This window comes from Reyranella sp. (assembly GCF_965229815.1).
Classification (GTDB): domain Bacteria; phylum Pseudomonadota; class Alphaproteobacteria; order Reyranellales; family Reyranellaceae; genus Reyranella.
This window is the reverse complement of sequence record NZ_CBDDJN010000002.1, coordinates 1,997,331-2,021,802: the sequence shown is the minus strand read 5'-3', so window position 1 is coordinate 2,021,802 and position 24,472 is coordinate 1,997,331. Positions and strand designations below refer to the sequence as shown.

Annotated in this window: 25 protein-coding genes; 10 read left to right on the top strand and 15 right to left on the bottom strand. The window is 68.2% G+C overall.

Going from position 1 to position 24,472, the window contains the following annotated elements; all coding sequences use genetic code 11:
* Positions 1-75: 75 nt before the first annotated feature.
* The 7 genes from rodA to ACO073_RS10120 all read right to left on the bottom strand — a co-directional run bounded on the left by rodA (position 76) and on the right by ACO073_RS10120 (position 7,764).
* Positions 76-1,209, bottom strand: a complete 1,134-nt coding sequence (gene rodA, locus ACO073_RS10150; protein ID WP_421997144.1) for a rod shape-determining protein RodA — start codon at positions 1,207-1,209, stop codon at positions 76-78.
* A complete protein-coding gene (mrdA, locus tag ACO073_RS10145) occupies positions 1,206-3,110 on the bottom strand; it encodes a penicillin-binding protein 2 (RefSeq protein ID WP_421997143.1) in 1,905 nt (634 codons plus the stop codon). The genes rodA and mrdA overlap by 4 nt, the downstream gene beginning before the upstream one ends.
* A complete protein-coding gene (locus tag ACO073_RS10140) occupies positions 3,110-3,682 on the bottom strand; it encodes a hypothetical protein (protein WP_421997142.1) in 573 nt (190 codons plus the stop codon). The genes mrdA and ACO073_RS10140 overlap by 1 nt, the downstream gene beginning before the upstream one ends.
* Positions 3,682-4,569, bottom strand: a complete 888-nt coding sequence (gene mreC, locus ACO073_RS10135) for a rod shape-determining protein MreC (RefSeq protein ID WP_421997140.1) — start codon at positions 4,567-4,569, stop codon at positions 3,682-3,684. The genes ACO073_RS10140 and mreC overlap by 1 nt, the downstream gene beginning before the upstream one ends.
* A gap of 44 nt (positions 4,570-4,613) precedes the next feature.
* A complete protein-coding gene (locus tag ACO073_RS10130; protein ID WP_421997138.1) occupies positions 4,614-5,654 on the bottom strand; it encodes a rod shape-determining protein in 1,041 nt (346 codons plus the stop codon).
* A 207-nt stretch (positions 5,655-5,861) separates the two neighbouring features.
* Positions 5,862-6,962: a Zn-dependent alcohol dehydrogenase gene (locus ACO073_RS10125; protein ID WP_421997137.1), complete on the bottom strand. Its 1,101-nt coding sequence runs from the start codon at positions 6,960-6,962 to the stop codon at positions 5,862-5,864.
* A 28-nt stretch (positions 6,963-6,990) separates the two neighbouring features.
* The gene (locus tag ACO073_RS10120) at positions 6,991-7,764 is read right to left on the bottom strand and encodes a FadR/GntR family transcriptional regulator (protein ID WP_421997136.1); all 774 of its coding nucleotides are present in this window, start codon (positions 7,762-7,764) and stop codon (positions 6,991-6,993) included.
* A gap of 87 nt (positions 7,765-7,851) precedes the next feature.
* On the opposite strand from ACO073_RS10120, the gene ACO073_RS10115 reads away from it, so the two are divergent.
* From ACO073_RS10115 to ACO073_RS10085, 7 genes are read left to right on the top strand one after another with little or no spacing between them, the layout of a single operon-like run.
* Positions 7,852-9,183: an ABC transporter substrate-binding protein gene (locus tag ACO073_RS10115; protein WP_421997135.1), complete on the top strand. Its 1,332-nt coding sequence runs from the start codon at positions 7,852-7,854 to the stop codon at positions 9,181-9,183.
* A gap of 57 nt (positions 9,184-9,240) precedes the next feature.
* Entirely contained in the window at positions 9,241-10,194 is a 954-nt protein-coding gene (locus tag ACO073_RS10110) for a carbohydrate ABC transporter permease (protein WP_421997134.1), read from the top strand.
* Between the two features lie 37 nt (positions 10,195-10,231).
* Positions 10,232-11,026 carry a carbohydrate ABC transporter permease gene (locus tag ACO073_RS10105; protein ID WP_421997133.1) on the top strand — a complete coding sequence of 265 codons (795 nt, stop codon included), beginning with the start codon at positions 10,232-10,234 and terminating at the stop codon, positions 11,024-11,026.
* Positions 11,023-11,796, top strand: coding sequence for an SDR family NAD(P)-dependent oxidoreductase (locus ACO073_RS10100; RefSeq protein WP_421997132.1), 774 nt, complete (start codon positions 11,023-11,025; stop codon positions 11,794-11,796). Before ACO073_RS10105 ends, ACO073_RS10100 begins: the two co-directional genes overlap by 4 nt.
* A 50-nt stretch (positions 11,797-11,846) precedes the next feature.
* Positions 11,847-12,047 carry an SDR family oxidoreductase gene (locus tag ACO073_RS10095; protein WP_421997131.1) on the top strand — a complete coding sequence of 67 codons (201 nt, stop codon included), beginning with the start codon at positions 11,847-11,849 and terminating at the stop codon, positions 12,045-12,047.
* Positions 12,048-12,097: 50 nt separating this feature from the next.
* Positions 12,098-12,298, top strand: a complete 201-nt coding sequence (locus ACO073_RS10090) for an SDR family oxidoreductase (RefSeq protein WP_421997129.1) — start codon at positions 12,098-12,100, stop codon at positions 12,296-12,298.
* Positions 12,299-12,348: 50 nt separating this feature from the next.
* Entirely contained in the window at positions 12,349-12,549 is a 201-nt protein-coding gene (locus ACO073_RS10085; RefSeq protein WP_421997128.1) for an SDR family oxidoreductase, read from the top strand.
* Positions 12,550-12,632: 83 nt separating this feature from the next.
* Here ACO073_RS10085 and ilvC read toward each other — a convergent pair whose 3' ends face one another.
* Positions 12,633-13,652: a ketol-acid reductoisomerase gene (gene ilvC / locus ACO073_RS10080; RefSeq protein ID WP_421997126.1), complete on the bottom strand. Its 1,020-nt coding sequence runs from the start codon at positions 13,650-13,652 to the stop codon at positions 12,633-12,635.
* Positions 13,653-13,796: 144 nt separating this feature from the next.
* Here ilvC and ACO073_RS10075 point away from each other — a divergent pair, with 144 nt between their 5' ends.
* The gene (locus tag ACO073_RS10075) at positions 13,797-14,324 is read left to right on the top strand and encodes a hypothetical protein (protein ID WP_421997124.1); all 528 of its coding nucleotides are present in this window, start codon (positions 13,797-13,799) and stop codon (positions 14,322-14,324) included.
* Positions 14,325-14,450: 126 nt separating this feature from the next.
* Here ACO073_RS10075 and ACO073_RS10070 read toward each other — a convergent pair whose 3' ends face one another.
* The 4 genes from ACO073_RS10070 to miaA all read right to left on the bottom strand — a co-directional run bounded on the left by ACO073_RS10070 (position 14,451) and on the right by miaA (position 18,482).
* Positions 14,451-15,077: a LysE family translocator gene (locus ACO073_RS10070; RefSeq protein ID WP_421997123.1), complete on the bottom strand. Its 627-nt coding sequence runs from the start codon at positions 15,075-15,077 to the stop codon at positions 14,451-14,453.
* Between the two features lie 88 nt (positions 15,078-15,165).
* Complete coding sequence (gene ilvN, locus ACO073_RS10065; RefSeq protein ID WP_421997122.1) at positions 15,166-15,678, bottom strand: acetolactate synthase small subunit; 513 nt, start codon at positions 15,676-15,678, stop codon at positions 15,166-15,168.
* Positions 15,675-17,444 (bottom strand): acetolactate synthase 3 large subunit, encoded by a 1,770-nt coding sequence (locus ACO073_RS10060; RefSeq protein ID WP_421997121.1) that lies wholly within the window; start codon positions 17,442-17,444, stop codon positions 15,675-15,677. The genes ilvN and ACO073_RS10060 overlap by 4 nt, the downstream gene beginning before the upstream one ends.
* A 111-nt stretch (positions 17,445-17,555) precedes the next feature.
* Positions 17,556-18,482 (bottom strand): tRNA (adenosine(37)-N6)-dimethylallyltransferase MiaA, encoded by a 927-nt coding sequence (miaA, locus tag ACO073_RS10055; protein WP_421997120.1) that lies wholly within the window; start codon positions 18,480-18,482, stop codon positions 17,556-17,558.
* A 50-nt stretch (positions 18,483-18,532) separates the two neighbouring features.
* On the opposite strand from miaA, the gene serB reads away from it, so the two are divergent.
* Positions 18,533-19,414 carry a phosphoserine phosphatase SerB gene (serB, locus tag ACO073_RS10050; RefSeq protein WP_421997118.1) on the top strand — a complete coding sequence of 294 codons (882 nt, stop codon included), beginning with the start codon at positions 18,533-18,535 and terminating at the stop codon, positions 19,412-19,414.
* A complete protein-coding gene (locus tag ACO073_RS10045; protein ID WP_421997117.1) occupies positions 19,411-20,415 on the top strand; it encodes an NADP-dependent oxidoreductase in 1,005 nt (334 codons plus the stop codon). The genes serB and ACO073_RS10045 overlap by 4 nt, the downstream gene beginning before the upstream one ends.
* Before the next feature lie 205 nt (positions 20,416-20,620).
* Here ACO073_RS10045 and ACO073_RS10040 read toward each other — a convergent pair whose 3' ends face one another.
* The 3 genes from ACO073_RS10040 to hflK form a co-directional block, all read right to left on the bottom strand.
* Positions 20,621-22,021 carry a DegQ family serine endoprotease gene (locus ACO073_RS10040; protein ID WP_421997115.1) on the bottom strand — a complete coding sequence of 467 codons (1,401 nt, stop codon included), beginning with the start codon at positions 22,019-22,021 and terminating at the stop codon, positions 20,621-20,623.
* Positions 22,022-22,305: 284 nt separating this feature from the next.
* Entirely contained in the window at positions 22,306-23,187 is an 882-nt protein-coding gene (hflC, locus tag ACO073_RS10035; RefSeq protein ID WP_421997114.1) for a protease modulator HflC, read from the bottom strand.
* A complete protein-coding gene (hflK, locus tag ACO073_RS10030) occupies positions 23,184-24,398 on the bottom strand; it encodes an FtsH protease activity modulator HflK (protein ID WP_421997113.1) in 1,215 nt (404 codons plus the stop codon). Before hflK ends, hflC begins: the two co-directional genes overlap by 4 nt.
* Positions 24,399-24,472: the final 74 nt, after the last annotated feature.

The following is a 24,472-nucleotide window of genomic DNA, read 5'->3' as shown; positions in this document are numbered from 1 at the left end:
CGGGACATGGCCGAAAGCGGCGCGGCTATACCAAGCACGCAGCCCCTTGTCGAGTCGGGCGGGAAGCCCCCGGCGCTACCGCTTCCGCGGCAGTTGCGCATCGCGATAGACGTTGACGCCTATCAGCAGGCCACAGGCAAACATCACCGACACCATGGCGGTGCCGCCGTTGCTGACCAGCGGCAGCGGCACGCCCACGACGGGCAGCAGACCCATCACCATGGCGGTGTTGATGAAGACGTAGAGGAACATCATCGCCGTGACGCCGAGCGCCACCAGCCGGCCGAAATGGTGCTGGCAGCGCAGCGCGATGGAGAACCCCCAGACCAGCACCAGGGCGAACAGCGCCAGCAGGACCATGGCGCCGAGCAGGCCCCATTCCTCGACGAAGGTGGTGAAGATGAAATCGGTCTGCTTCTCGGGCAGGAAGTTCAGCGACGACTGGGTGCCCTTGAGGAAGCCCTTGCCGAACAGGCCGCCCGACCCGATGGCGATCTTGGACTGCGTGATGTGGTAGCCGGCGCCCAGCGGGTCGCGATCGGGATCGAGGAAGGTCAGCACGCGCTTGCGCTGGTACTCGTGCATGAACGACCAGGCCACCGGCAGGCAGGCGACGGCGCCGAGCGCCGCCGCCAGGAAGATCCACAGCCGGACGCCGGCCACGAACAGGAGCGCGCTGCCGCCCAGCAGCACCATCAGGGCGGTGCCGAGGTCGGGCTGGACCATCACCAAGCCGACCGGCGCCAGGATGGCCGCGACCGCCGGCAGCGTGTAGAGCAGCTGCGAGGCTTCCTCGCGGCGCAGGCCGTGATAGTAGCGGGCGAGCACGAGGATGACCGCGACCTTGGCGACTTCGGAGGGCTGGACCTGGAGCGGCCCGATGACCAGCCAGCGCTGGGCGCCCATGCCGATCTTGCCGACGATGTCGACGGCCACCAGCAGCAGCATGGACACGATGTAGATCGGCCAGGCGAGCGCCAGCCAGATCTTGGGATGGATCAGCGCCACCACCAGCATCATGCCCAGCGCCGCGCCGTAGCGCACCGCATGCCGGGCCGCCCAGGGATCGAAATGGCCGCCCGCCGCCGAGTACAGCGCGAGGACGCCGATGCCGGCGATCGTCGTCAGCACCAGCACGAGGCCCCAGTTGATGCGCCAGATCTTCTCGGCGAACCCGACGGGCGCCGGAGCGTCCAGCGCCAGCGTCATCGCGACGCCATCTTGCGGAACCCGTCGATGCGACGCGACGGATCGCGCTTCATCGTCTCCACCAGGACGTCACGGCCGATCGGTCCCGCCGTCTGGCCGCCGGCCATGCCGTGCTCGATGATGACCGCGCAGGCATAGCGCGGCTTGTCCAGCGGGCCGAAGCAGACGAACAGCGCATGGTGCCGCAGGTGCCAGGGAAGCTGCGCCTGCGTGATGCCGAGCTCGCGCTCGCGCTCGGTGATGCGCTTGACCTGCGCGGTGCCCGTCTTGCCGGCGAAGCGGTAGGCGGGATCGATGGGCTTGTTCTGGGCATCGACGCGCAGGTGGTTGGCGGTGCCGGACTGGACGACCTGGATCATGCCTTCGCGGATCAGCGCCAGATGCTGCGGATCGAAGCGGAGCGACGGCGCCGTCGGCTTGTCGTAGGGCTGCGGCGGCACCAGCTCCTCGCGCGAGGTCGCCTGGGCGAGCAGCAGGTTGGGCTGCACGTCGTAGCCGCCGTTGGCGAGACGCGCGGTCATGACGGCGAGCTGCATCGGGGTGGCGTTCATGTAGCCCTGGCCGATGCCGAGATTGAAGGTGTCACCGTGCTGCCAGGACTTGCCGAGCTTCTCCTGCTTCCACGCGCGGCTGGGCTGGATGCCGGCCGATTCGCCCGGCATCCCGAGGTCGCTCTGGCGGCCGAAGCCCAGCCGGCCGGCGACCTCGGCGATGCGGTCGACGCCGGCCTTGCGGGCGGCTTCGTAGAAGAAGCAGTCGCAGGACTGGGCGATCGCCTCGACGACGTTGGTCGAGCCGTGGCCGCCGCGCAGCCAGCAGTGGAACTTGATCTTGCCCAGCTCGAGGAAGCCGAGACAGGGCAGCCGGGTCCACGGCTCGATCACCTTGGCCTCGAGCGCGGCCAGCGCCGTCACCATCTTGTAGGTCGAGCCCGGCGGGTAGACGCCGGCGATCGCCTTGTTGTGCAGCGGCCGCTCCGGGCTGTCGAGCAGCTCGCGCCATTCGCTCTGCGTGATGCCGCGGGCGAAGGTGTTGGGATCGAAGCCGGGCGTCGAGACCATCGCCAGCAGGTCGCCGGTCACGACGTCGATCACCACGACCGAGCCGCTCTGGTGCTCCTTCAGCTTCTCCGCGACCAGGCGCTGCAGCTCGAGGTCGATGGTGAGCAGCGCGTTGGCGCCGGGCTGGCCCTCCGTGCGGTCGAGCTCGCGCACGACGCGGCCGACGGCGTTGACCTCGACCTGGACGGCGCCGGCGCGGCCGCGCAGGCTGTCCTCGAAGGCGCGCTCCACGCCCTTCTTCCCGAAGCGCATCGTGGCGAGCTGCAGCACGGGGTCGTCGCGGCCGGCCAGGTCCTCGTCGGACACGCGGCCGGTGTAGCCGACGATGTGGCTGGTCAGCTCGCCCTCGGGGTAGTTGCGGGTCTGGCCGAGGTCGATGAAGACCCCCGGCAGGTCGGGCGCGTTGAACTCCAGACGCGCCACTTCTTCCCAGCCGAGATTCTCGCGCACCACGATCGGCTGGGCGTTGCGGCTGCGCCTGAGGTCGCGCAGCAGGCGGCTCCGGTCGGCCTCGCCCAGCGACAGGATCTGGTCCAGGCGGTCGACCAGGATCTCGGCGCCGCGCCCGCGGTCCGACGTCGCCATGGCGCGGAAATTGTTGCGGTTGACGGCCAGCGGCTGGCCCGAACGGTCGAAGATCAGCCCGCGCGACGGCGGCAGGAGGCGCAGGTTGATGCGGTTCTCCTCCGCCAGCATAGAGAACCGGCGGGTCTCGATGACCTGCAGCTGGTAGAGGCGGCCGGCCAGCGCCGACAGCAGCACCGCCTGGGCGCCGCCGAGCAGCAGCGATCGCCGGGTGAACAGGCCCGATCGCTCGCCGTCGCCCTTGCGATAGCGCATCACGACGTGGTCTCGCCCGGCCGTGCCGTGCCGCGCGACGGCTCGGGCACGTTCAGCGGATCGCGCGCACGCACGCGCGCCATCAGCGGGGCGATGAGCGGATAGATCACGACCACGACGACATACTGGATCATCGCCGGCAGCGGGTCGATGGCCGTCCAGGTCCACAGCGACGTAAAGACCCAGACCAGCACCACGAACCCGAAGGCCAGCAGGCAGAAGCCGACCCACTGGAACAGGAACGGCACCCCGACGAGATAGCGCCGGTTGGCCATGACGGCGGCCCGGATCAGCACGAAGCCCAGCGCGCTCACGCCGACCGGCGCGCCCGGCCCGCCCAGCAGCAGGTCGAGCAGCACGCCCATCGCCAGCAGGAGCGGTCCCGGCAGGCGCTCCGGCGTCACCAGGCTGAACTGGAAGACGACCAGCGCCGGCAGGAGCGGCAGGGCGTCGGACAGGTAGGGCGCGCGCAGCGGCGCCAGGGTCATCAGGACGAAGAACAGCAGCACGGTGCCGGGCAGCGCCGCCCGGCCCCAGCGGTCGAGCGTCGAGAGCAGCCCCTCGGCCTTCATCAGCGCCCCCGCTGGCCGGCCGCCACCGACGGCGCGGACGGTCCCGAGGTCACCAGGCCGGTGACGCCGTAGTCGACCACCCGCACGAACTCCAGCCGCGAGAAGTCGGCGAACGGCCGCACCCGCACCCCGCCCTCGCCGGTGTCGACGACCTCGCCCACCGGGATGCCGACCGGGAAGCTGCCGCCGTGCCCGGAGGTGATGATGCGGTCGCCGCGCTGCACGCCGGCCACGCTCTGCAGCAGGGTGAGGCGCAGCTGCGGGGAATTGTCGCCGGCCAGGATGGCCCGCTCGCGCGTGCGCTCGACCAGCACCGGCAGGCGGGAGCTGACATCGGTCACGAACAGGACGCGGGCGCTGTTGTCGCCGACCTCGGCGATCCGTCCGGCCAGGCCCTCGCCGGTCACGACCGCCTGGCCCGCGGCGACGCCGGCCCGCCGGCCGGCGTTCAGCAGGGCGCCGCGGACATAGGCGCTGACGCTGTCGCCGACGATGCGGGCGGTGATGAAGGCAGCCTCCGGCCCCTCGCGGAAGTTGGCCAGCGCCCGCAGTCCCTCGTTCTCATTCTCCAGCCGGCGCGCCGCCGTCTGCCAGGCCAGAAGCCGGGCGTTCTCCTCGCGCAGGCGGGCATTCTCCTCGCGCAGGGAGGCAAACTCCTTGAGGTCGGCGATGGCCCGGTTGGCCACGGCCACCGGACGCGCGATGGCCTCGAGCACGGGACTGGCCATGTCGAGGGCGAGGACGCGGGCATGCTCGACCAGGACGGTGTCGGCCTTGCCCAGCAGCATGGCGCCGAACGCGGCGATCACGAGCAGGCCGAGCGCGAAGCGCTGGACGGCTGCGCGGACCTGGGCGGCGGCTACCTCGAAATCGTCCCGGATCGCCATTTCCTGCCCATTCTACTCCAAGCGGGAGGAGGCGCGCGGCGGATTTAGTACATGGACGACAGAACGCCGCGCAGACGGTCGATGTTCTCCACCGCGTGGCCGGTCCCCAGGGCCACGCAGAGCAGCGGATCCTCGGCCACCGACACCGGCAGGCCGGTCGCCTGGCGCAGCACCGTGTCCATGTTGGCCAGCAGGGCACCGCCCCCGGTCAGCACGATGCCCTTGTCGACGATGTCGGCAGCCAGCTCCGGCGCCGTGTTCTCCAGTGCGACCTTGACCGCCTCGACGATGGCGCTCACCGGTTCCTGCAGGCTCTCGGCAATCTGCCGCTCGGTGATGACGAGTTCCTTGGGCACGCCGTTCATGAGGTCGCGGCCCTTGATCTCCATGGTCCGGCCCTCGCCGTCGTCGGGCGGGCAGGCCGAGGCGATGGTCTTCTTGATCCGCTCGGCCGAGCTTTCGCCGACCAGGAGGTTATGGTTGCGGCGGATGTAGCCGATGATGGCCTCGTCCATCTTGTCGCCGCCGACGCGGACCGAGCGGGGGTAGACGATGCCGCCCAGCGACAGGATGGCCACTTCCGTGGTGCCGCCGCCGATGTCGACGACCATCGAGCCCGTGGGCTCGGTGACCGGCAGGCCGGCGCCGATCGCCGCCGCCATCGGCTCCTCGATCAGCCAGACCTTGCGGGCACCGGCGCTCTCGGCCGATTCCTGGATGGCGCGGCGCTCGACGGCGGTCGAGCCGGAGGGCACGCAGACCACGATCTGGGGATGGGCGAAGGAGCGGCGATTGTGCACCTTCGAGATGAAGTGCTTGATCATCGCCTCGGCGACCTCGAAGTCGGCGATGACGCCGTCACGCAGGGGCCGGATCGCCTGGATGTTGCCGGGGGTGCGGCCGAGCATCATCTTGGCCTCTTCACCCACAGCCAGGACCTGGCGCTTCCCGGTCTGGGTGGTGAGCGCCACCACCGAGGGCTCGTTCAGGACGATGCCGCGACCCTTCACATAAACCAGCGTGTTGGCCGTTCCGAGGTCGATGCCCATGTCCGCCGAAAAAAGCCCGATGACGCGCGAGAGCATTGCGTTAAGTCTCTGTCATTGCTGAGAAAAACAGGTCGGGCAGTGCATCTGCGGGGCCCGCTGCGGAAAGCGCGCTCGGGTTTAGACCGGTCAGCGGGGTCTCGCAAGGCGATTCAAGGAGGACCGCCCCGCAACCCCGATTTGACCCCAATCGCAGGCCTGATGCCGAGACCGGCGCGCACCGTGCCGGGGCGCGCGGTCCGGCGCTCAGTCGAAGACCACGACGCCGCGGGCGACCTCGCCCGCCATCATGCGCTTGAAGCCCTCGTTGATTTCGGCGAGCCGGTAGGTCCGGCTGATCAGCCCGTCGATGTTCAGGCGCTTGTTCATGTAGTGGTCGACCAGCACCGGGAAATCGAGGTCGGGGCGGACCGAGCCGTAGAAGGTGCCGCTCACCTTCTTTTCGGTGAACACCATCATGAACGGCGAGTAGGAGGCCCGCACCGTGGCGGCCGAGATGCCGACGGCGACGGCATGGCCGCCCGGCGCCAGCGCGTCGAAGGCCAGCGCCTGGGTCCTGTCGACGGAGACCGCGTCGAACGAATAGTCGACGCCCAGGCCGCCGGTGATCTCCTTCACCTTCTTGGCCGGATCCTCGTTGGTGCTGGTGTTGATCGTGTGGGTGGCGCCGAAGGTCTTCGCCATCTCCAGCTTGTTGTCGAGCAGGTCGGCGGCGATGATCCGGCTCGCGCCCGACAGCATGGCGCCCTGGATGGCGTTCAGCCCGACGCCGCCGCAGCCGATCACCAGCACGCTGGAGCCCGCCTCGATCTTGGCATGGCGCGTCACCGCGCCGACGCCGGTCGCCACGCAGCAGCCGACCAGCGCCGCCTGCGGCCACGGCATGTCCTTGCGGATCGGCACGACCATCTCCTCCGGCACCACCACCTCCTCGGCGAAGGTGCCGATGCGCGCCATCTGGTTGATGCCCTGCCCGTTGTGCTTGATGCGCAGCGTCCCGTCGTAGAGCGCGCCCGGCGGCACCGCGGCGCGGCCGATGCACAGCACGGTGCGGCCCTGGCTGCAGTAGCGACAGCGGCCGCAATGGGGACGGAACGAGAAGATCACGTGGTCGCCCGGCTTCACCGTCGTCACGCCCGGGCCGCATTCGGCAATCTCGCCGGCCGCCTCGTGCCCCGGCACGATCGGCATCGGCGAGGGCCAGTCGCCGTTCATGACGTGCCAGTCGCTCTGGCAGACGCCCGACGCCTTCATCTTCACGCGCACCTCGTTCGCCTTCGGCGGATCGAGCTCGCACTCCACGACCTGCAGGGGTTCGTTGGGCTTGAACAGAACGGCGGCCTTCATGGCGTTTTCCTCCGGATGCAGGCGGCCACTATAGCCGGCCCGCCACCGATGTCTGCCGGACTGTCGCGCGATTCACCGCCTCGACGTTGCGCTCGACGTTGCGCGACGTCCTTTCCAACAGGGCCATCATGGCAGCATGCGCACCTTCGGCGTCACGGCGCCGGATCGCCTCGACAACCGCGCCGTGCAGAGGCACCGACGGCGCCGGTGCGCCAGGATGGCGGGTGGCAACACGGACAAAGATGGCCAGCGCCGCCTCGATCAACGCCCCGAACGCCGTCATCACGTCGTTGTCCGTCGCGGTCAGGATCGCCTTGTGGAAGCGGACGTCGGGTTCGGCGAACAGGGCGGCGCTGTGCGCCGTCCGCTCCATGTCGGCGAACGCGTCCTCGATCGGCGCGAGCGTCTCGGGCGTATGACGGCGCGCGGCCATTGCGGCCGCCGCCGGTTCGATCACAGCGCGCGCGTGCATGAGGTCGAATACGAGCTTCGGCTCGGCGCCTCCGTCCCGCAGGCGCCAGGCCAGCACATCCGCGTCGAGCATGTGCCACGCCTCGCGCGGGCGGACATAGGTTCCCGCGCGCCGGCGCGACACGATCAGGCCCTTCGCCGCCAGGAGCTTGAAGGCCTCGCGAACGACCGTGCGGCTGGCACCGAACCGGCGGCTCAGCTCCAGTTCGCCCGGCACCAGGTCATGCGGCCGGTAGACGCCGCCAAGGATCGCCGCGCCGAGTTTTTCGGCAATGCGCGTCGCTCCGCTGAGCGGAGCCGAGACCCGATTCTTCGAAGTTCTGTCGGTCATGCCCGTTGACACGAAGGGAAGTGGCACGACTATATGTCAGACATAATAAAACGATGCCATCAAGACATCGTCTCGGAGGAAGCCCACATGACCCATCCTGGCCGTCGTACGATTCTCGGTGGCGCGATTGGCGCCCTGGCTGCACCTGCCGTCCACGCCCAAGGCGGCAAACCCTATGCTGGCACGACGATCAACGCCGCGTGCTTCCAGACCACCTACTTCGAGTACCTGAAGAAGTACTTCCCGCAGTTCGAGGAGAAGACCGGCATCAAGGTGAACTTCACCATGCAGGCCTTCCCTGTCTACAACCAGCGCACCGACCTCGAGCTGTCGACCAAGGGCTCGGCGCTCGACGTCGTCAACGTCACCTTCATCTACTCCGGCCGCTGGATCGGCGCCGGCTGGCTCACCAACCTCGACACCTTCACCAAGGACCGCAAGCTGACGCCGGCCGACTGGGCGCCGGAGGATTTCGCCGGCGGGCCGCAATCGGCGATGCAGAACGCCAAGGGTGAGACGTTCGGCTTCTCCTGGGAGGCCGGCGCCATGATCCTGGCCGCGGCCCGCTACGACCAGATCGAGAAGGCCGGTCTCGGCCTGCCCAAGACCTTCGACGAGCTGGTCAAGGTGTGCGACGCCGTGCACAACAAGGAGAACGTCGCGGCCTTCACCGCCGACAAGCTGCATCACTGGAACTGGATCCCGTACCTGATGGGCATGGGCGGCGGCGTGTTCAAGGCGCCGCCGGAGAACCTGACGCCGACGCTCGATACGCCGCAGGCCGCGAAGGCCGGCGGCTGGTATGCCGACCTGCTGATGAAGTACGGGCCGGACGGAATCCTGTCCTACTCCGACGACCAGGCGATGCGCTCGCAGATGTCGGGCCGCGCCAACATCCGCACCCAGGCCATCACCTGGATGGTGCCGCTGGCCAAGCATGCCGAGAGCACGGTGAAGAAGACGGTGCGCTACGGCCTCATGCCGGCCGGCCCGTCGGGCAACTTCCCCGGCTCGAACAGCCACGGGCTCGGCATCGCCGCCGGCTCGAAGAAGAAGGAAGCGGCCTGGGAGTTCATCAAGTGGGCGCTGTCCAAGGAGACGCTGAACATGGTCGTGAAGAACCACGGCTATCCCAGCGTCTGCCGCATGTCGGTGATCAAGAGCCCCGAGTTCAAGGAGGTGCTGACCCTCAACGGCCAGGACGTCGCCTCGCTGTTTCTCGAGGTCCTGCAGCTCGGCGGCAAGAGCGGCTACATGAAGTACCGCACGGTGCCGGTGTTCCCGCAGGTCGGCGACAAGATCAACAAGGCGATCGAGCGCATCGCCACCAAGCAGGAGGGCGCTCCGGAGGCGATGAAGCAGGCCCAGGCCCAGTCGGTCCAGGACCTGCAGAAGGCCGGGATCAAGGTTGACAACTAATGAGGCTCATTCCTCCCCAGCTCCGCTGGGGAGGTGGCCCGCAGGGCCGGAGGGGTCATGAGCAACGTCACTGACGCTCATGACCCCTCCGCCCGCTTCGCGGGCACCTCCCCAACGTCGTTGGGGAGGATTTCAAGGCAGCAACAGCGCTTCTTCGTCTATCTCGTCGCGCCCTCGCTCGCCGTGCTGGCGCTGATCACGCTGCTGCCGTCGCTCTACCTGCTCGCCACCAGCTTCACGCCGCTCAACCTGACGCGGCCCGAGACGCTGTGGGACTTCTCGCAGCCGCTGGAGAACTATCGCCAGCTCAGCCTCGATTCGCGTTTCCTCAACTCGATCTGGGTGCAGGTCAAGCTGTCCTTCTGGACGGTGCTGGCGCAGCTCGCGATCGGGCTCGGCCTCGCGCTGCTGCTGAACGTCCGGAGCCGACTGCTCGAGGCGCTTCGCACGGTGTTCCTGATCCCGATGGTGCTGCCGCCGATCGTCGTGGCGATCATCTGGAAGGTGATCTACACGCCCGACATCAGCCCCATGCACGGCATCTTCCGCGCGCTCGGCTGGAACGTGCCGGCGCTGATCACCGATCCGCACTGGGCGCTGACCTCGATCATCATCGCCGACACCTGGGAATGGTTCCCCTTCACCATGCTGATGGTGCTGGCGGCGCTCCAGATGATGCCGCAGGAGCTGCTCGACGCCGCCAAGGTCGACGGCGCCAGCCCCTGGCAGCTCACGCGCTACATCACCCTGCCCTTCATCCGCGGCGTGCTGCTGGTGGCGGGCCTGTTCCGGCTGATCGATTCGATCAAGGCCTTCCCGCTGATCTTCATCCTGACCGACGGCGGCCCGGGCAGCCTGACCGAGGTCACGAACTACTATTCGTACATGCAGGCCTTCAACTTCTCCTACCTGGGATTCTCGAGCGCCATCACCGTGGTCCTGCTGGCCGCCACCCTCGGGCTGAGCTGGCTGATCGTACGGCTGGTGGGATGGGGGGCCCGTGTCGACTGAGCGGGAGCGGGCTCGGGGCCGCCGGCGGGACCGGCTCGTGGTCCAGACGCTGGCCGTCGTGCTGGCGGTCCTGGCGCTGGCGCCGTTCCTGTGGCTGGTCCTGATGTCGTTCAAGACCAACGCCGAGATCTTCCGCTTCCCGCCGCGGCTGCTGTTCGAGGCGACCGGCGACAACTACGCCGCGCTCTGGACCTCCGAATTCCGTACCTCCTTCGTCAACAGCCTGGTGGTCAGCGTGGCCTCGACCGTGCTGTCGCTGATCATCGGCGTGCCGGCGGCCTATGCGCTGTCGCGCTGGACGACGCGCAGCGGCGGCACGATCACGCTGTGGATCCTCGCCAGCCGCATGGCGCCGCCGATCGCCTTCACCATCCCCTACTTCCTCGTCTACCGGCATCTCGAGCTGCTCGACACGCGGACCGGGCTGGTCATCATCTACCTCACCTTCAACCTGTCGCTGGTGATCTGGATGATGCGGCCGTTCTACGACCAGCTGCCGCGCTCGCTCGAGGAGGCGGCCTGGATCGACGGCGCCACGATGTGGCAGGGTTTCTACCGCATCATCCTGCCGCTCTCGGGGCCCGGCCTCGCCGCCACGGCGATCCTCTGCTTCCTGTTCGCCTGGAACGACTTCTTCTTCGCCCTGATCCTGACCCGCACCGAGGCCATGACGGCGCCGGTGGCGGTGGTGAACTTCATGAACTACGAAGGCTGGGAATGGGGCCGCATCGCCGCCGGCGGCACGATGATCATGCTGCCGGTCCTGGTCTTCTCCTTCGTGGTGCGACGGTACCTGGTGTCCGGTCTGACGGGAGGCGCGTTGAAGGGATGACCCTGCTGATCACCGGCGGTGCGAGCGGCATCGGCGCCGCCACCGCCCGCCTCGCCGCGACGCGCGGCCATCGCCGCATCGCCATCAACTACCGCTCGCGCGACGCCCAGGCCCGCAAGGTCGTGGCCGACATCGAGGCTGCCGGCGGCCAGGCGGTCGCCCTGCCCGCCGACGTGGCGCGCGAGGACGACATCGTGAAGCTTTTCGACGAGACGGAGAAGGCGCTGGGACCGATCACCCGCGTGGTCAACAGCGCCGGCATCGGCCTGCATGCCCGCGTCGAGGATTTCGACGGGGCCACGCTCGCACGGCTGTTCACCGTCAACACGGTGGGCGTGATGCTGTGCTGCCGCGAGGCCGCGCGCCGGCTGTCGACGAAGCGCAGCGGCCCGGGCGGCCACGCCGGCGGCGTCGTGGTCAACGTCTCGTCGATGGCCGGCACGATCGGCGGCCGGCCCGGCGCCTCGGCCTATGCCGCGAGCAAGGCCGCCATCGATTCCTTCACCATGGGCTTCGCCAAGGAGGTCGCCCAGGAAGGCATCCGCGCCGTGTCGCTGCGGCCGGGCATGATCGAGACCGAGATGACCGAGCGGACGCTGGCCGACCGCGAGACCCGCGCCGCCATCGAGGCGACCATCGCCATGGGCCGCGTCGGCCGCGCCGACGAGATCGCCAACGCCATCGTCTGGCTGCTGTCCGACGAGGCAAGCTTCATCTCCGGCGTGACGCTCGACGCATCCGGCGGCGGATTCGTGTTCGGGAAACGGTGACCTTGTCGTCCTGAGCGAAGCGAAGGACCTCATCGCCGCTAGCAACCGGCATGGGATCCTTCGCTGACGCTCAGGATGACAGCGGAAATATTGGCGGCGCCGCCATCGAGGCGACCATCGCCATGGGCCGCGTCGGCCGCGCCGACGAGATCGCCAACGCCATCGTCTGGCTGCTGTCCGACGAGGCAAGCTTCATCTCCGGCGTGACGCTCGACGCATCCGGCGGCGGATTCGTGTTCGGGAAGCGCTGATCTTGTCGTCCTGAGCGAAGCGAAGGACCTCATTGCCGCTTGCAACCGGCATGGGATCCTTCGCTGATGCTCAGGATGACAGCGGAAAGATTGGCGGCGCCGCCATCGAGGCGACCATCGCCATGGGCCGCGTCGGCCGCGCCGACAGGGTCGCCAACGCCATCGTCTGGCTGCTGTCCGACGAGGCGAGCCTCATCTCCGGCGTCACGCTCGATGCATCCGGCGGCGGCTTCGTGTTCGGGAAGCGCTGATCTTGTCGTCCTGAGCGAAGCGAAGGACCTCATCGCCGCTTGCAACCGGCATGAGATCCTTCGCTGACGCTCAGGATGACAGCGGGAAAATTGGCGGCGCCGCCATCGAGGCGACCATCGCCATGAGGCGCGTCGGCCGCGCCGACGAAGTCGCCAACGCCATCGTCTGGCTGCTGTCCGGCGAGGCGAGCCTCATCTCCGGCGTCACGATCGACGCGTCCGTCGGCGGATTCGTGTTCGGAAAGCGCTGATCATGTTCCTCTCCCCCGCAGGGGGGAGAGGAGGATGAGGTTATCCTTCGCTGCCGCTCAGGATGACGGCGAAAACCGCGCCGTCAGTTCTTCGTCTTGTCGACCAGGGCCTTTTCCTTGATCCACGGCATCATGGCACGCAGCTTGACGCCGATCTCCTCGATCGGGTGCTCCGACATGCGCTTGCGCGTGGCCTTGAACGAAGCCTGGTTGACCTTGTTCTCCAGCATCCAGTCGCGCGCGAAGCGGCCCGACTGGATGTCGGCCAGCACGCGCTTCATCTCGGCCTTGGTCTCGTCGGTGATGATGCGCGGGCCCGTCACGTACTCGCCGTACTCGGCGGTGTTGGAGATGGAGTAGTTCATGTTGGCGATGCCGCCCTCGAAGATGAGGTCGACGATCAGCTTCACCTCGTGCAGGCACTCGAAGTAGGCCATCTCCGGCGCGTAGCCCGCCTCGACCAGGGTCTCGTAGCCCGCCTTGATCAGCTCGACCAGGCCGCCGCACAGCACGACCTGCTCGCCGAACAGGTCGGTCTCGCACTCTTCCTTGAAGGTCGTCTCGATGGTGCCGGCGCGGCCGCCGCCGATCGCCGACGAGTAGCTGAGGCCGATCTCGAGCGCGTTGCCCGAGGCGTTCTGCGCCACCGCCACCAGGCAGGGCACGCCGCCGCCCCGCAGGTACTCCGAGCGCACCGTGTGGCCGGGGCCCTTGGGCGCGATCATGAAAACGTCGATGTCGGAACGCGGCGTGATCAGGTTGAAGTGCACGTTGAGCCCGTGCGCGAAGGCGAGCGCCGAGCCCGCCCGCATGTTGGGCGCGAGGTCGGCATTGTAGATGTCGGACTGCAGCTCGTCGGGCGTCAGCACCATGACGATGTCCGCCCACTTGGCGCCATCGGCCGGGCTCATCACCGTGAAGCCCGCGCCCTCGGCCTTCTTCACGGTCGCGGAGGACGGCTTGAGCGCGATGCGCACGTCCTTGACGCCCGAATCGCGGAGGTTCATCGCATGCGCGTGGCCCTGGCTGCCGTAACCCACGACCAGGACCTTCTTGCCCTTGATCAGGTTCACATCGGCGTCGCGATCGTAGTAGACACGCATTGGGGCCATTCCTCCTGGCTGCACTTCTCTTGAAGACGGGGCTTACTAGACAACCCGGACCGCAAAAACCAGCCTGGAATGCCCATTCGACGCATGTCCGTCCTGCATCGCCCCCGACCGTCCAACCCCAACCCGCCTGACCGGATGTCCACCATACGTTCCCTTCCCGTCGCTCTGCTCGCGCTCGCCGCCCTGGCCGGCTGCTCCAATCCCGATCCCGCCGCGCCGACCGGCCCGGCGGTGCCGATGCCGCAGATCCAGTCGGCCATCGACGCCTCGACGCCCGCCGCCGCCCAGCGCGGGATGAGCAACAAGACCTGGCTCTGGAGCCCCGCGACCGGGCCGGCCCAGATCCACTATTCGACGGCCGACGGCCGCGACTTCGCCTGGGTCGTGGGCCAGCGCCGCATCTTCGCCGGCCAGTGGCAGGTCACCACCGGGACCGGGGCCAGCGGCCAGCCGATCACCCAGATCTGCCTGCGCCATCCCGGCTCCACCGTGCCGGGGCTGAGCCCGCAATGGAGCTGCCGCGAGGGCGGCACGATGTTCTACGAGATGACCGAGCGCGAGGCCGGCGACCCGCTGCGCATCAACGGCCGCACCCAGGCCCTGTTCGTGCTCGACAAGACGCCGGCCAACCTGGCCGAGGTGGAGGCGAGGGTCGCGAACTAGAGCGGAATGATATGAGGTGCGAAATGCACCTCATATCATTCGCGCGCACGGGTAATGGTTGTTTCGACGGGCCTGATGCGTTCAGGTGGGTCCACCTGAACGCATCGGGCTCTAGGGCGCCTGTTGCTATCGGCTGGCCAGGATCAGGCGCAGGCCAAGCACGCCCAGCAGACCGCCCATGACCCGGTCGATCCAGGCCTTGGCGCTGCCGTAGAGCGCCCGGGCGCGGCCGCCGGAGAAGACCAGCGCCAGGAGGGCGAACCAGGCGAACTCGTTGACGCCCACGATCGCCAGCACGGCGGCGTCCATCCAGCCCGGCGGGTCCTGGGGCAGCAGCGACAGGAAGATGCTGCCGAAGAACACCATGATCTTGGGGTTGCCGAGCTGCAGCAGCAGCGCCCGCAGGAAGCCCTGCCAGCCCGACAGGCGATGCGGCTGGCCGGCCGCGACGGCCGGCAGCGGATCGCGCGCGTGGCGCCACAGCATCACCGCGAGATACAGGAGATAGAGGCCGCCGCCGATGCGGAAGGCGACGTACAGCCATTCGAACCGCTCGAACAGGGCCTGCAGCCCGTACAGCGCCGCCGCCGCCCAGGCGAGCGCCCCCACCATCATGGCGAAGGCGGCCAGCAGGCCGCCACGCCGGCCGGCGACGGCCGCGGTCTGGACGACCAGCAGGGTCGACGGACCCGGGCTCGCCACCGCCAGCAGGTGGACGATGGCGAGGCCGAGCAGGACGAAGGCGTAATCCATCAATGCTGGGGGCGCGCCACGCCAGCGGCGCGATCTTCGTTGATCGAGGCACAAGACGCGCCACTGGCGTGGCGCGCCCCCGAAGACGTCACAACGCCTCGCCGCCGCGCGACATGGCGACGATGCCGGTCCGGCCGACATCGACCAGGCCCAGCCCCTCCATCAGGCCGACGAACGTGTCGACCTTGTCGGAATTGCCGGTGACCTCGAACACGAAGGACTCGGTCTTGGCGTCGATCACCTTGGCGCGGAAGACGTCGGCGAGGCGCAGGGCCTCGACGCGCTTCTCGCCGATGCCCTTCACCTTCACCAGCGCCAGCTCGCGCTCGATGTGCGGCCCCTCGACGGTGAGGTCGCGCACCGTGTGGACGGGCACCAGGCGGTCGAGCTGCGCCTTGATCTGCTCGATGATCATCGGCGTGCCGTTGGTCACGATGGTGATGCGCGACAGGTTCTGCCGCGGATCGGTCTGCGCGACGGTCAGGCTCTCGATGTTGTAGCCGCGACCCGAGAACAGTCCCACGACGCGCGCGAGGATGCCCGGCTCGTTGTCGACCAGCACGGAAATGGTGTGGCTCGACGTCGTATCGGTCGCGCTCACACCAGCACCATGCCTTCCTCCGACACCGGCCGGGCAGCGCGGTCCTCGGGTCCCAGCAGCATGTCGTAGTGGGCGGCGCCCGACGGGATCATCGGGAAGCAGTTCTCGGCCTTGTCGACCAGGATGTCGGCGATGACCGGCTGGTTGATCGTGATCATCTGACGGATCGTGTCGTCGAGCTTGTCGGGCTCGTGGCAGCGCAGGCCGACGGCGCCGAAGGCCTCGGCGAGCTTCACGAAGTCGGGCAACGCCTCCATGTAGCTCTCGGAATAGCGGCCGCCGTGCAGCAGCTCCTGCCACTGCCGCACCATGCCCATGTACTGGTTGTTCAGGATGAAGATCTTCACCGGCAGCCGGTACTGGGCCACCGTCGAGAGCTCCTGGATGTTCATCATGATCGAGGCCTCGCCGGCCACGTCGATCACGAGCGCCTCGGGATGGGCGATCTGCACGCCCATCGCCGCCGGGAAGCCGTAGCCCATCGTGCCGAGCCCGCCCGACGTCATCCACCGGTTGGGCTGCTCGAACTTCAGGAACTGCGCCGCCCACATCTGGTGCTGGCCGACCTCAGTCGTGATGTAGTGGTCGCGGTCCTTGATGTGATGGTAGAGCCGCTCCAGCGCGAACTGCGGCTTGATCGTCTCCTTGTCGGGCTTGTAGGCGAGGCAATTTCGCCCTCGCCACTTGTCGATCTCCGCCCACCAGGCCTGCAGCGCCTTGTGGTCGACCCGCGGCTGCCGGGCCTTCCACACGCGGATCATCTCTTCCAGCACGTGGCCCGCATCGCCGACGATCGGCAGGTCGACGCGCACGTTCTTGTTGATCGAGCTGGGGTCGATGTCGACGTGGATCTTCTTCGACTTGGGCGAGAACTCGGCCAGCTTGCCGGTGATGCGGTCGTCGAAGCGCGCGCCGATGTTGATCATCACGTCGCAGTGATACATCGCCAGGTTGGCTTCGTAGGTGCCGTGCATGCCCAGCATGCCGAGGAACTGCTTGTCCGATGCCGGGAAGGTGCCGAGCCCCATCAACGTGTTGGTGATGGGATAGCCGGTCATGTGGACGAACTGGGTCAGCAGCTTCGACGCCTTCGGCCCCGCGTTCACGATGCCGCCGCCGGCATAGAAGATCGGTCGCTTGGCGCCGGCGATCAGCTCGATCGCCTCCTCGACCTTCTTGGGGTCGGGCTTGACCTGCGGCCGGTAGCTCTTGTGCTGCACCGGCTTCTTGGGCGCCTCGTACTCGTGCTTGTTCATCAGCACGTCCTTGGGCAGGTCGATGACGACCGGCCCGGGGCGGCCCGAGCGCGCCACGTAGAACGCCTCGTGGACGGTACGCGCCAGCCTGTCGACGCTCTTCACCAGGTAGTTGTGCTTGGTGCAGGGGCGCGTGATGCCGGTCGTGTCGGCTTCCTGGAAGGCGTCGTTGCCGATCAGGTGGGTCGGCACCTGCCCGGTCAGGCAGACGATCGGGATCGAATCCATCAGCGCGTCGGTGAGGCCGGTCACCGCGTTGGTCGCGCCGGGGCCGGAGGTCACCAGAACCACGCCCACCTTGCCGGTCGAGCGGGCATAGCCCTCGGCGGCGTGCACGGCCGCCTGCTCGTGGCGCACCAGGACGTGGCGCAGCCGGTTCTGCTTGAAGAGGGAATCGTAGATCGGAAGGACCGCGCCGCCGGGATAGCCGAAGACGACCTCGACTTCCTCGTCGATCAGGGCTTTCACCAGCAGATCGGCGCCAGTCGTGGCGGACTCCTCGGGCTTCATGACACGGGTCTCCTCTCTGACAAATGTGCCGCAAACAGGGGGTTTGCGGCGCGGCGGAAAGTAATGGCCGGATTGGCCCGAATCAACCCGAATCGAACGAAAAGTAAAGTTTCAGCCCTCCGTTTTGGTCAAATATTTCTCAATCGCCTCCGAGGCCAAGTCTGAGGTCGGATCGATCACCACATCTGGGGTCAGTTGGTGCCGGAACCACGTCATCTGGCGTTTGGCATACTGGCGCGTGTGGTCGATGGCGATGGATCGAGCGGCGTCGAGGGACAGCGTCCCGCGGAAATGGGCGAAGAGCTCGGGCGCGCCGTGGGCCTTGAGGCCCGGCCAGCGCGGGTCGGGGCCGCGATCGAACACCGTCCGCACCTCGTCCAGGACGCCGGCCGCCAGCATGGCGTCGAAGCGGGTCTCGATGCGCGCCCGCAGCCAGGCGCGGTCGGGCGCCAGAAGCGCCACCGCGAACGACCAGGGTGGCGGATGCCCGGGCGCGGCCTGCCAGTCGCTGAGCGCCCGTCCGGTGGCCCGCCAGACTTCCCAGCCGCGCACATGGCGCTGGCGGTCGCCCGGCTTCAGGCGCGCGACCAGGGCCGGGTCGTGCCGGGCGAGCCGGGCGCGGAAGGCATCGGGACCGAGCGTCCGCCAGTCGGCGTTCGCCTCGTCGCGCAGCGCCGACGCAACGTCCGGGATGGCCGCGATGCCCTGCATCAGCGTCCGCAGGTAGAGGCCCGAACCGCCGCACAGGATGGGAAGCCGCCCCTCCTCAAGGCAGCGTGCGATCGCGGCCTCGGCCATCGACCGCCAGCGCGCGGCGCTCAGCGCCTCGCTGAGCGGCAGCACGCCGTAGAGAAGATGCGGCGCGCGCTCGCGCTCGGCGGCGGTCGGCTGAGCGGTCAGCAGCGGGAACGCGTCGTAGGTCTGCATGGCGTCGGCGTTGATCACCGTGCCGCCGCGCCGCGCCGCGAGCGACAGGGCGAGGGACGACTTGCCGCTGGCCGTCGGACCGGTGATGACGATGACCTGCTGCTGTGCCATGGCGGGCGAATTGTTTGCAAATCCGGCATGCCGCCGCTAGAGCCGGAGGCGTGAAAAACGTCCTCGTCCTCATTTCGGGCGCCGCCCATCCGGCGCTGAACGACGGCGCGATCCGGGCCGCCGTCGACGTCCTGCGCGCCAAGGGCGCCACGGTCGGCACGCCCGACTGGCTGGCGCCGGAGATCGCCTGCGACATTCCCTTCGACGGCGATGCCGGATCGGTCGCCATGACCGGCATCGACGCCGTCGTGGTGCCGGCCGAGGGCCGTCGCAAGAAGCTGCTCGTGGCCGACATGGAGTCCACCATGATCGCCAACGAGATGCTCGACGAGCTGGCGGAGTTCCTCGGCCTGCGCGAGCGGATCGCCGCCATCACGGCCCGCGCCATGAACGGCGAGATCGACTTCGCCGGCGCGCTCACCGAGCGCGTCGCGCTTCTGAAAGGCCTGCCGCTGCAGCGGCTGGACGAAGCGGCCCGGCGCATCCGCTACACGCCGGGCGGCGCCACGCTGGTCGCCACCATGAAGTCCCACGGCGCGCACTGCGCCCTGGTGTCGGGCGGCTTCACCCGCTTCACTGCCCTCGTGCAGGTGGCGCTCGGCTTCGATTCTCAGGCGGCGAATACGCTGCAGGACGACGGCGCCACGCTGCTGGGCACCGTGGCACCGCCGATCCTCGGCAAGGAAGCCAAGCTCGCCGCGCTCGAGCGGCTCGCCGCCGACAGCGGCCTCGCCGCGCACGACGCCGCGACCGTGGGCGACGGCGCCAACGACCTGCCCATGCTGCACGCCGCCGGGCTTGGCGTGGCGTTCCGCGCCAAGCCCGCCGTCGCCGCCCAGGTGAGCGCCCGGATCGACCATGGCGACCTCACCGCCCTGCTCTATCTCCAGGGCTACCGCCAGGCCGAATTCGTCCAGAGGAGTGACCCGTGACCGATACCGTCCAGATCGTGCTCGCCCGGCGCCCGGCCGGCGACGTCACCGCCGACTGCTTCCGCGAGGAGACGGTCGATCTCGGGGCGCCCGCCGAGGGCCAGATCCTGATCCGCTCGCGCTATCTCTCGCTCGATCCCTACATGCGGCCGCGCATGACGGAGCTGCGCTCGTATACGCCGCCGTTCGAGCTCGACAAGCCGCTGACCGGCGGCTCGGTCGGCGAGGTCGTCGAATCGCGGAACCCGAAGTTCGCCAAGGGCGACGTCGTGATGGGGATGCTGAACTGGGCGACCCACACGCTCCACGACGGACGCGGCCTGCGCAGGATCGACCCGTCGGTGGCGCCGCTGTCGGCCCATCTCGGCGTGCTCGGCATGCCGTCCTTCACGGCCTGGTACGGCATGAAGCACATCTGCAAGCCCAATGCCGGCGAGACCGTGTTCGTGTCGGCCGCCACCGGTGCGGTCGGCCAGGTGGCGGGCCAGCTGGCCAAGCTCGCGGGCGCCCGCACGGTCGGCTGCGCCGGTGGCGAGGAGAAGTGCGCCTGGGCGGTCCGCGAGGCCGGCTACGATGCCTGCTTCGACCACAAGGCCGAGCGCGACGCCGGCGCGGTCCTCGACACGCTCTGCCCGCAGGGCATCGACGCCGATTTCGAGAATGTCGGCGGCCGGATCTTCCACGCCGTGTTCGAGCGGATGAACAATTTCGGACGCATCGCCTTCTGCGGCGCGATCTCGGAGTACCAGGACCAGACGCCGATGGCCGGCCCGACCAAGATGTTCACCATCGTGCAGCGCCGGCTGACGATCCAGGGCTTCATCGTCTCCGACCACGTGGCCCTTATGGGCGACTTCGTGAACGAGGTCGGCGCCCTGGTGAAGTCGGGGCAGCTCAAGGCCCGCGAGACGGTGGTCGACGGGCTCGGCAAGGCGCCTTCGGCGTTCATGGGCCTGCTGCGCGGCGAGAACTTCGGCAAGCTGGTGGTGAAGGTGGCCTGAAGCATGATGAGATTGGCTGGAAACAGCCAATCTCATCATGCCCTCCCGCAACCGGCGACATTCGTGCGCGCGGATGAGATGAGGTGGAATCGCAAGCGATTCCACCTCATCTCGTCCCGCTGTAGAGCATCGGCCGAACGCTCGATGCCGAAGGTGAGGATTGTGCTGTTCCTCTCCCCGACGGGGAGGAGGCAGGTCCCGGCCGCTACTTCGTCAGCCTGAGCGCCGCGAAGCGCGGATCGCCCTGGCGCTCGACGAACAGCAGCACCGAGCGCTTCTTGGCCTGCTGCAGCTTGGTCACGATGTCGCCGACCTCCTGCGGGGTGCTGACCGGCTTCTGGTCGACCTCGAGGATGACGTCGCCCGGCTGGAGCTGCTTCTCCGCCGCCGGGCTGTTGGCCGCGACCTTGGTCACGACAACGCCCTTCACCTGATCGGACAGGCCGTACTTCTCGCGCAGCTGGTCGGTGACCTTCTGAAGGGTCAGGCCGAGCTGCTCGACGGTCGAGACCACCGGCTGGTCCGACTCGGGCGCCCGCTTGCTGCTGCCCTGGGCCGAGGCGTTCTGCTTCTCCGCCTCTTCCTGCTCGCCGACCCTGAGCTTCAGCGGCACTTCCTTGCCGCCACGCCAGACGGTGACGTCCACCGTGGTGCCGACACGGGAATTGGCGACCAGCCGCGGGAAGCGGCGCATGTCGAGCACGTCCTGGCCGGCGAAGCTCAGGATGATGTCGTTCCGCTTCAGGCCGGCCTTGGCCGAGGGCCCGTCGGCCACGACATTGGCGACCAGCACGCCGCGCGCCCGGTCGAGACCGAAGCTGTCGGCGATGTCGTCGGTGACGCTCTGGTAGCTGACGCCGATCCAGCCGCGCTTCACCCGGCCATACTCGCGGAGCTGGTCGACGACCTGCCGGACGAGGTTGGACGGGATCGAGAAGGCGAGGCCGGCATTCGTCCCGGAGGGCGAATAGATCGCCGTGTTGACGCCGATGACCTCGCCGTCGGCATTGAACAGCGGGCCGCCGGAATTGCCCTTGTTGATGGCGGCATCGGTCTGCAGATAGTCGTCCAGCGCGTCGTTCAGCGAGCGGCCGCGGGCCGAGATGATGCCGGCGGTCACCGAATGGCCGAGGCCGAAGGGATTGCCGATCGCGATCACCCAGTCGCCGACCCGCATCTTGTCCGAATTGCCCCACTTGATGGCCGGCATCGGCTTCTTGAGCGGCGGCTCGACCTTGAGCAGCGCCACGTCGATCCGGCTGTCCGATCCGATCAGCTTGGCCTTGAGCTGGGTGTCGTCGCGGAAGATGACGGTGATGTCTTCCGCGCCCTGGATCACGTGGTTGTTGGTGACGATGTAGCCGTCGCCGTCGATCACGAATCCCGACCCCAGGGACGTCCCGCGGCGCTTCTGCTCCTCGCCGCCCCGCTTGTCGAAGAACTCCTTGAACAGTTCCTCGAACGGCGAGCCCGGCGGCAGCTGCGGCATGTCGCGCAGCCGCGGCCCCTGCTGGGGTACGTTCTGGGTGGTCGTGATGTTGACCACGGTGGGCATGAGCTCGTCGACCAGCCCGGCGAAGCTGGCCGGCGCCTCGCGGGCGCTCACCGCCGGCGCGAGGGCCAGCCCGAGAGAGACAATGGCCGCGACGGCGGCCCCTTTAACGACACTCGGAAAATCAGTGAGAATCAAAGCCGACCTCCAACGGCGCTCAGGCCTGTACGGTCGGGTCGGCCGGCGCCGCGCGTTCGAGTCCTGTCTACATGGTGGCCGATTGTGGCGCAAATGAAGTGGCCATCACTTTGCCGACAGTTGAGGCCTTTTCCCGCGTTTGCCGAAATTCGACCGGCGGCGTTGCAGCTCTGCCACAGCGCCGCCGGCCGCCGCCCGGGCTACTTGGCGATCTCCGGCGGCGGCGCGTTGAAGAAGCGGAAGAAGTCCGTGTCGGGCGTCAGGATCATCGTCGCCCCGCCGGCGCCGAAGGCCTGCTTGTAGGCCTCCATCCGCCGATAGAAGGCATAGAAATCCTTGTCCTTGCTGAATGCCTTGGCATAGACCGTCGTCGCCTCGGCGTCCGCCTCGCCCTTCAGGACCTGGGCCTTCAGCCCGGCATCCGCCTTGATCACGGCGACCTCGCGATCGGCCGTCGCGGTGATGCGCGCCTTCTCCTCGTCGCCCTCGGCGCGCAGCTGGCCGGCCTCGCGCTCGCGGTCGGTCTTCATGCGATTGTAGACCGACTGGGAGTTGGCCTGCGGCAAATCTGCACGCTTGATGCGCACGTCGACCGTCTGGACGCCAAGGTCCTTGGTCTTGCCGTCCACCCGGCGCGTGATCTCCTCCATCAGGGCCTCGCGACGGTCGGTCAGCACCATATGGAGGGGCACCGAGCTCAGCACGCCGCGGATCTCGGAGTTGATCAGCGAATCGAGCAGGCCGCGCAGGGCCGGTTCACCGCCCGGGACCGTCTGGGCGAAGGTCTTGGCGTTGTTGATCCGGTAGCGGGCGTAGGCGTCGACCACGAGGCGCTTCTGGTCGCCCGCGATGATCTCGAACTCCTCGGCCTCATAGTCGAGCAGGCGCCGGTCGATGCGCTGGATGTCCTGCACCAGCGGGATCTTGGCGTAGAGGCCCGGTTGGGTCTTGGGATCGCCGACGATGGCGCCGAACTGCCGGACCAGCACCTGGATCGTCGGATTGACGGTGTAGAAGGTCTGGGTCGCCAGGAAGACGACGACGGCCAGCGCGACCAGCGCGATGATCGAACGGTTGCTCATCGCGTCGCTCCCTGCGCCTGCGGCCCGACGCGCGCGGGCGGCTGTGACGGTTGCGGATTGCCCGACTGCCCGGGCTTGAGTTCGGGCAGCGGCAGGTAAGGCAGCACGCCGCCGGTCGGCGAGGCATTCTTGTCGACCAGGACCTTGTTCACGTTGCGCAGCACCTCCTCGATCGTGTCGAGATAGAGACGCTCCGTGGTGATGTCCTTGGCCTTGGCCCACTGGGCATAGACCTGGTCGAAGCGCTGGGCATCGCCGCTCGCCCGCGCGATGATCTCGGCCTTGTAGGCCTCGGCGCGCTGGATGATCGACTCCGCCTCGCCCTTGGCGCGCGGCAGCACCTGGTTGCGGTAGGTGTTGGCCTCGTTGATGCTCTTCTCCTTGTCGGCGCGTGCGGCCTGCACGTCGCGGAAGGCGGCGATGACCTCCTGCGGCGGGTCGACGCGCAGGAGCTGGACGTTGGAGATGCGCACGCCCAGCCCGTACTCGTCGAGCATGCGCTGCAGGAGGTCCTTGGCCTCCTGCTCGATGCGGCTGCGGCCTTCGGTCTGCGCATACTGGAGGTTCGTCCGGCCGATCACCTCGCGCATGATGGCCTCGGCGCCGGCGCGGACATTCTCCTCGGGATTGCGCACGTCGAAGGCGTACTTGAAGACGTCCTTGATCTGCCACAGGACCGCGAACTCGATGTCGACGATGTTCTCGTCGCCCGTCAGCATGAGGTTCTCGCTCGAGGTCGGCCGCGGGCCGCGATTGTAGGTCGTCGACCGGTCCTGCGCGCTGCCGCGCGAGCCGATCACGATGCGGCGCTGATCCTGGACGTTCACGACCACGACGTTGCCGATCGGGCTGGGCAGATTGTAGTGCAGGCCGGGCTCGACCGGCTTGCCGTAAGGCTTGCCGAACACCAGCTGGATCGCCTGCTGGTTGGGCTGGACGCGGAAGAAGCCGAAGGCGAGCCAGACCACGACGGCGATCAGGGCAACGAGGATGATGCCCTTGAAGGACCCGAAGCCGCCGGGCATGAGGTTGCGCAGCCGCTCCTGACCCTTGCGGATGACATCTTCCATGTCGGGCGGCCGCCGCGAGCCGAAGGGCCCGCCGCCACCGCCGCCGCCGCCGCCCCGGCCACCGCCGCCCCACGGGCCACCGCCGCCGCCGCTGCCACCACCGCCGCCCCAAGGGCCGCCGCTGTTGTTATTCCAGGCCATCCTTCACCTCAGCACCGTCGGCGTTCCGTCCGGGCGCAAACTCACTTTTGCTTTCGCGTCGCGCTGCATATATG

Excerpts from the sequence above, each read along its gene's own strand:
- ACO073_RS10100 (WP_421997132.1), top strand. The coding sequence starts at position 11,023 with ATGACCCTGCTGATCACCGGCGGTGCGAGCGGCATCGGCGCCGCCACC.
- miaA (WP_421997120.1), bottom strand. The coding sequence starts at position 18,482 with ATGGCACAGCAGCAGGTCATCGTCATCACCGGTCCGACGGCCAGCGGC.
- ACO073_RS10085 (WP_421997128.1), top strand. The coding sequence starts at position 12,349 with ATGAGATCCTTCGCTGACGCTCAGGATGACAGCGGGAAAATTGGCGGC.
- ACO073_RS10125 (WP_421997137.1), bottom strand. The coding sequence starts at position 6,962 with ATGAAGGCCGCCGTTCTGTTCAAGCCCAACGAACCCCTGCAGGTCGTG.
- hflC (WP_421997114.1), bottom strand. The coding sequence starts at position 23,187 with ATGAGCAACCGTTCGATCATCGCGCTGGTCGCGCTGGCCGTCGTCGTC.
- rodA (WP_421997144.1), bottom strand. The coding sequence starts at position 1,209 with ATGACGCTGGCGCTGGACGCTCCGGCGCCCGTCGGGTTCGCCGAGAAG.
- ACO073_RS10130 (WP_421997138.1), bottom strand. The coding sequence starts at position 5,654 with ATGCTCTCGCGCGTCATCGGGCTTTTTTCGGCGGACATGGGCATCGAC.
- ACO073_RS10110 (WP_421997134.1), top strand. The coding sequence starts at position 9,241 with ATGAGCAACGTCACTGACGCTCATGACCCCTCCGCCCGCTTCGCGGGC.
- ACO073_RS10060 (WP_421997121.1), bottom strand. The coding sequence starts at position 17,444 with ATGAAGCCCGAGGAGTCCGCCACGACTGGCGCCGATCTGCTGGTGAAA.
- ACO073_RS10070 (WP_421997123.1), bottom strand. The coding sequence starts at position 15,077 with ATGGATTACGCCTTCGTCCTGCTCGGCCTCGCCATCGTCCACCTGCTG.
- ACO073_RS10075 (WP_421997124.1), top strand. The coding sequence starts at position 13,797 with ATGTCCACCATACGTTCCCTTCCCGTCGCTCTGCTCGCGCTCGCCGCC.
- ACO073_RS10095 (WP_421997131.1), top strand. The coding sequence starts at position 11,847 with ATGGGATCCTTCGCTGACGCTCAGGATGACAGCGGAAATATTGGCGGC.
- ACO073_RS10115 (WP_421997135.1), top strand. The coding sequence starts at position 7,852 with ATGACCCATCCTGGCCGTCGTACGATTCTCGGTGGCGCGATTGGCGCC.
- mrdA (WP_421997143.1), bottom strand. The coding sequence starts at position 3,110 with ATGCGCTATCGCAAGGGCGACGGCGAGCGATCGGGCCTGTTCACCCGG.
- mreC (WP_421997140.1), bottom strand. The coding sequence starts at position 4,569 with ATGGCGATCCGGGACGATTTCGAGGTAGCCGCCGCCCAGGTCCGCGCA.
- ACO073_RS10120 (WP_421997136.1), bottom strand. The coding sequence starts at position 7,764 with ATGACCGACAGAACTTCGAAGAATCGGGTCTCGGCTCCGCTCAGCGGA.
- hflK (WP_421997113.1), bottom strand. The coding sequence starts at position 24,398 with ATGGCCTGGAATAACAACAGCGGCGGCCCTTGGGGCGGCGGTGGTGGC.
- ACO073_RS10140 (WP_421997142.1), bottom strand. The coding sequence starts at position 3,682 with ATGAAGGCCGAGGGGCTGCTCTCGACGCTCGACCGCTGGGGCCGGGCG.
- ACO073_RS10090 (WP_421997129.1), top strand. The coding sequence starts at position 12,098 with ATGGGATCCTTCGCTGATGCTCAGGATGACAGCGGAAAGATTGGCGGC.
- ilvC (WP_421997126.1), bottom strand. The coding sequence starts at position 13,652 with ATGCGTGTCTACTACGATCGCGACGCCGATGTGAACCTGATCAAGGGC.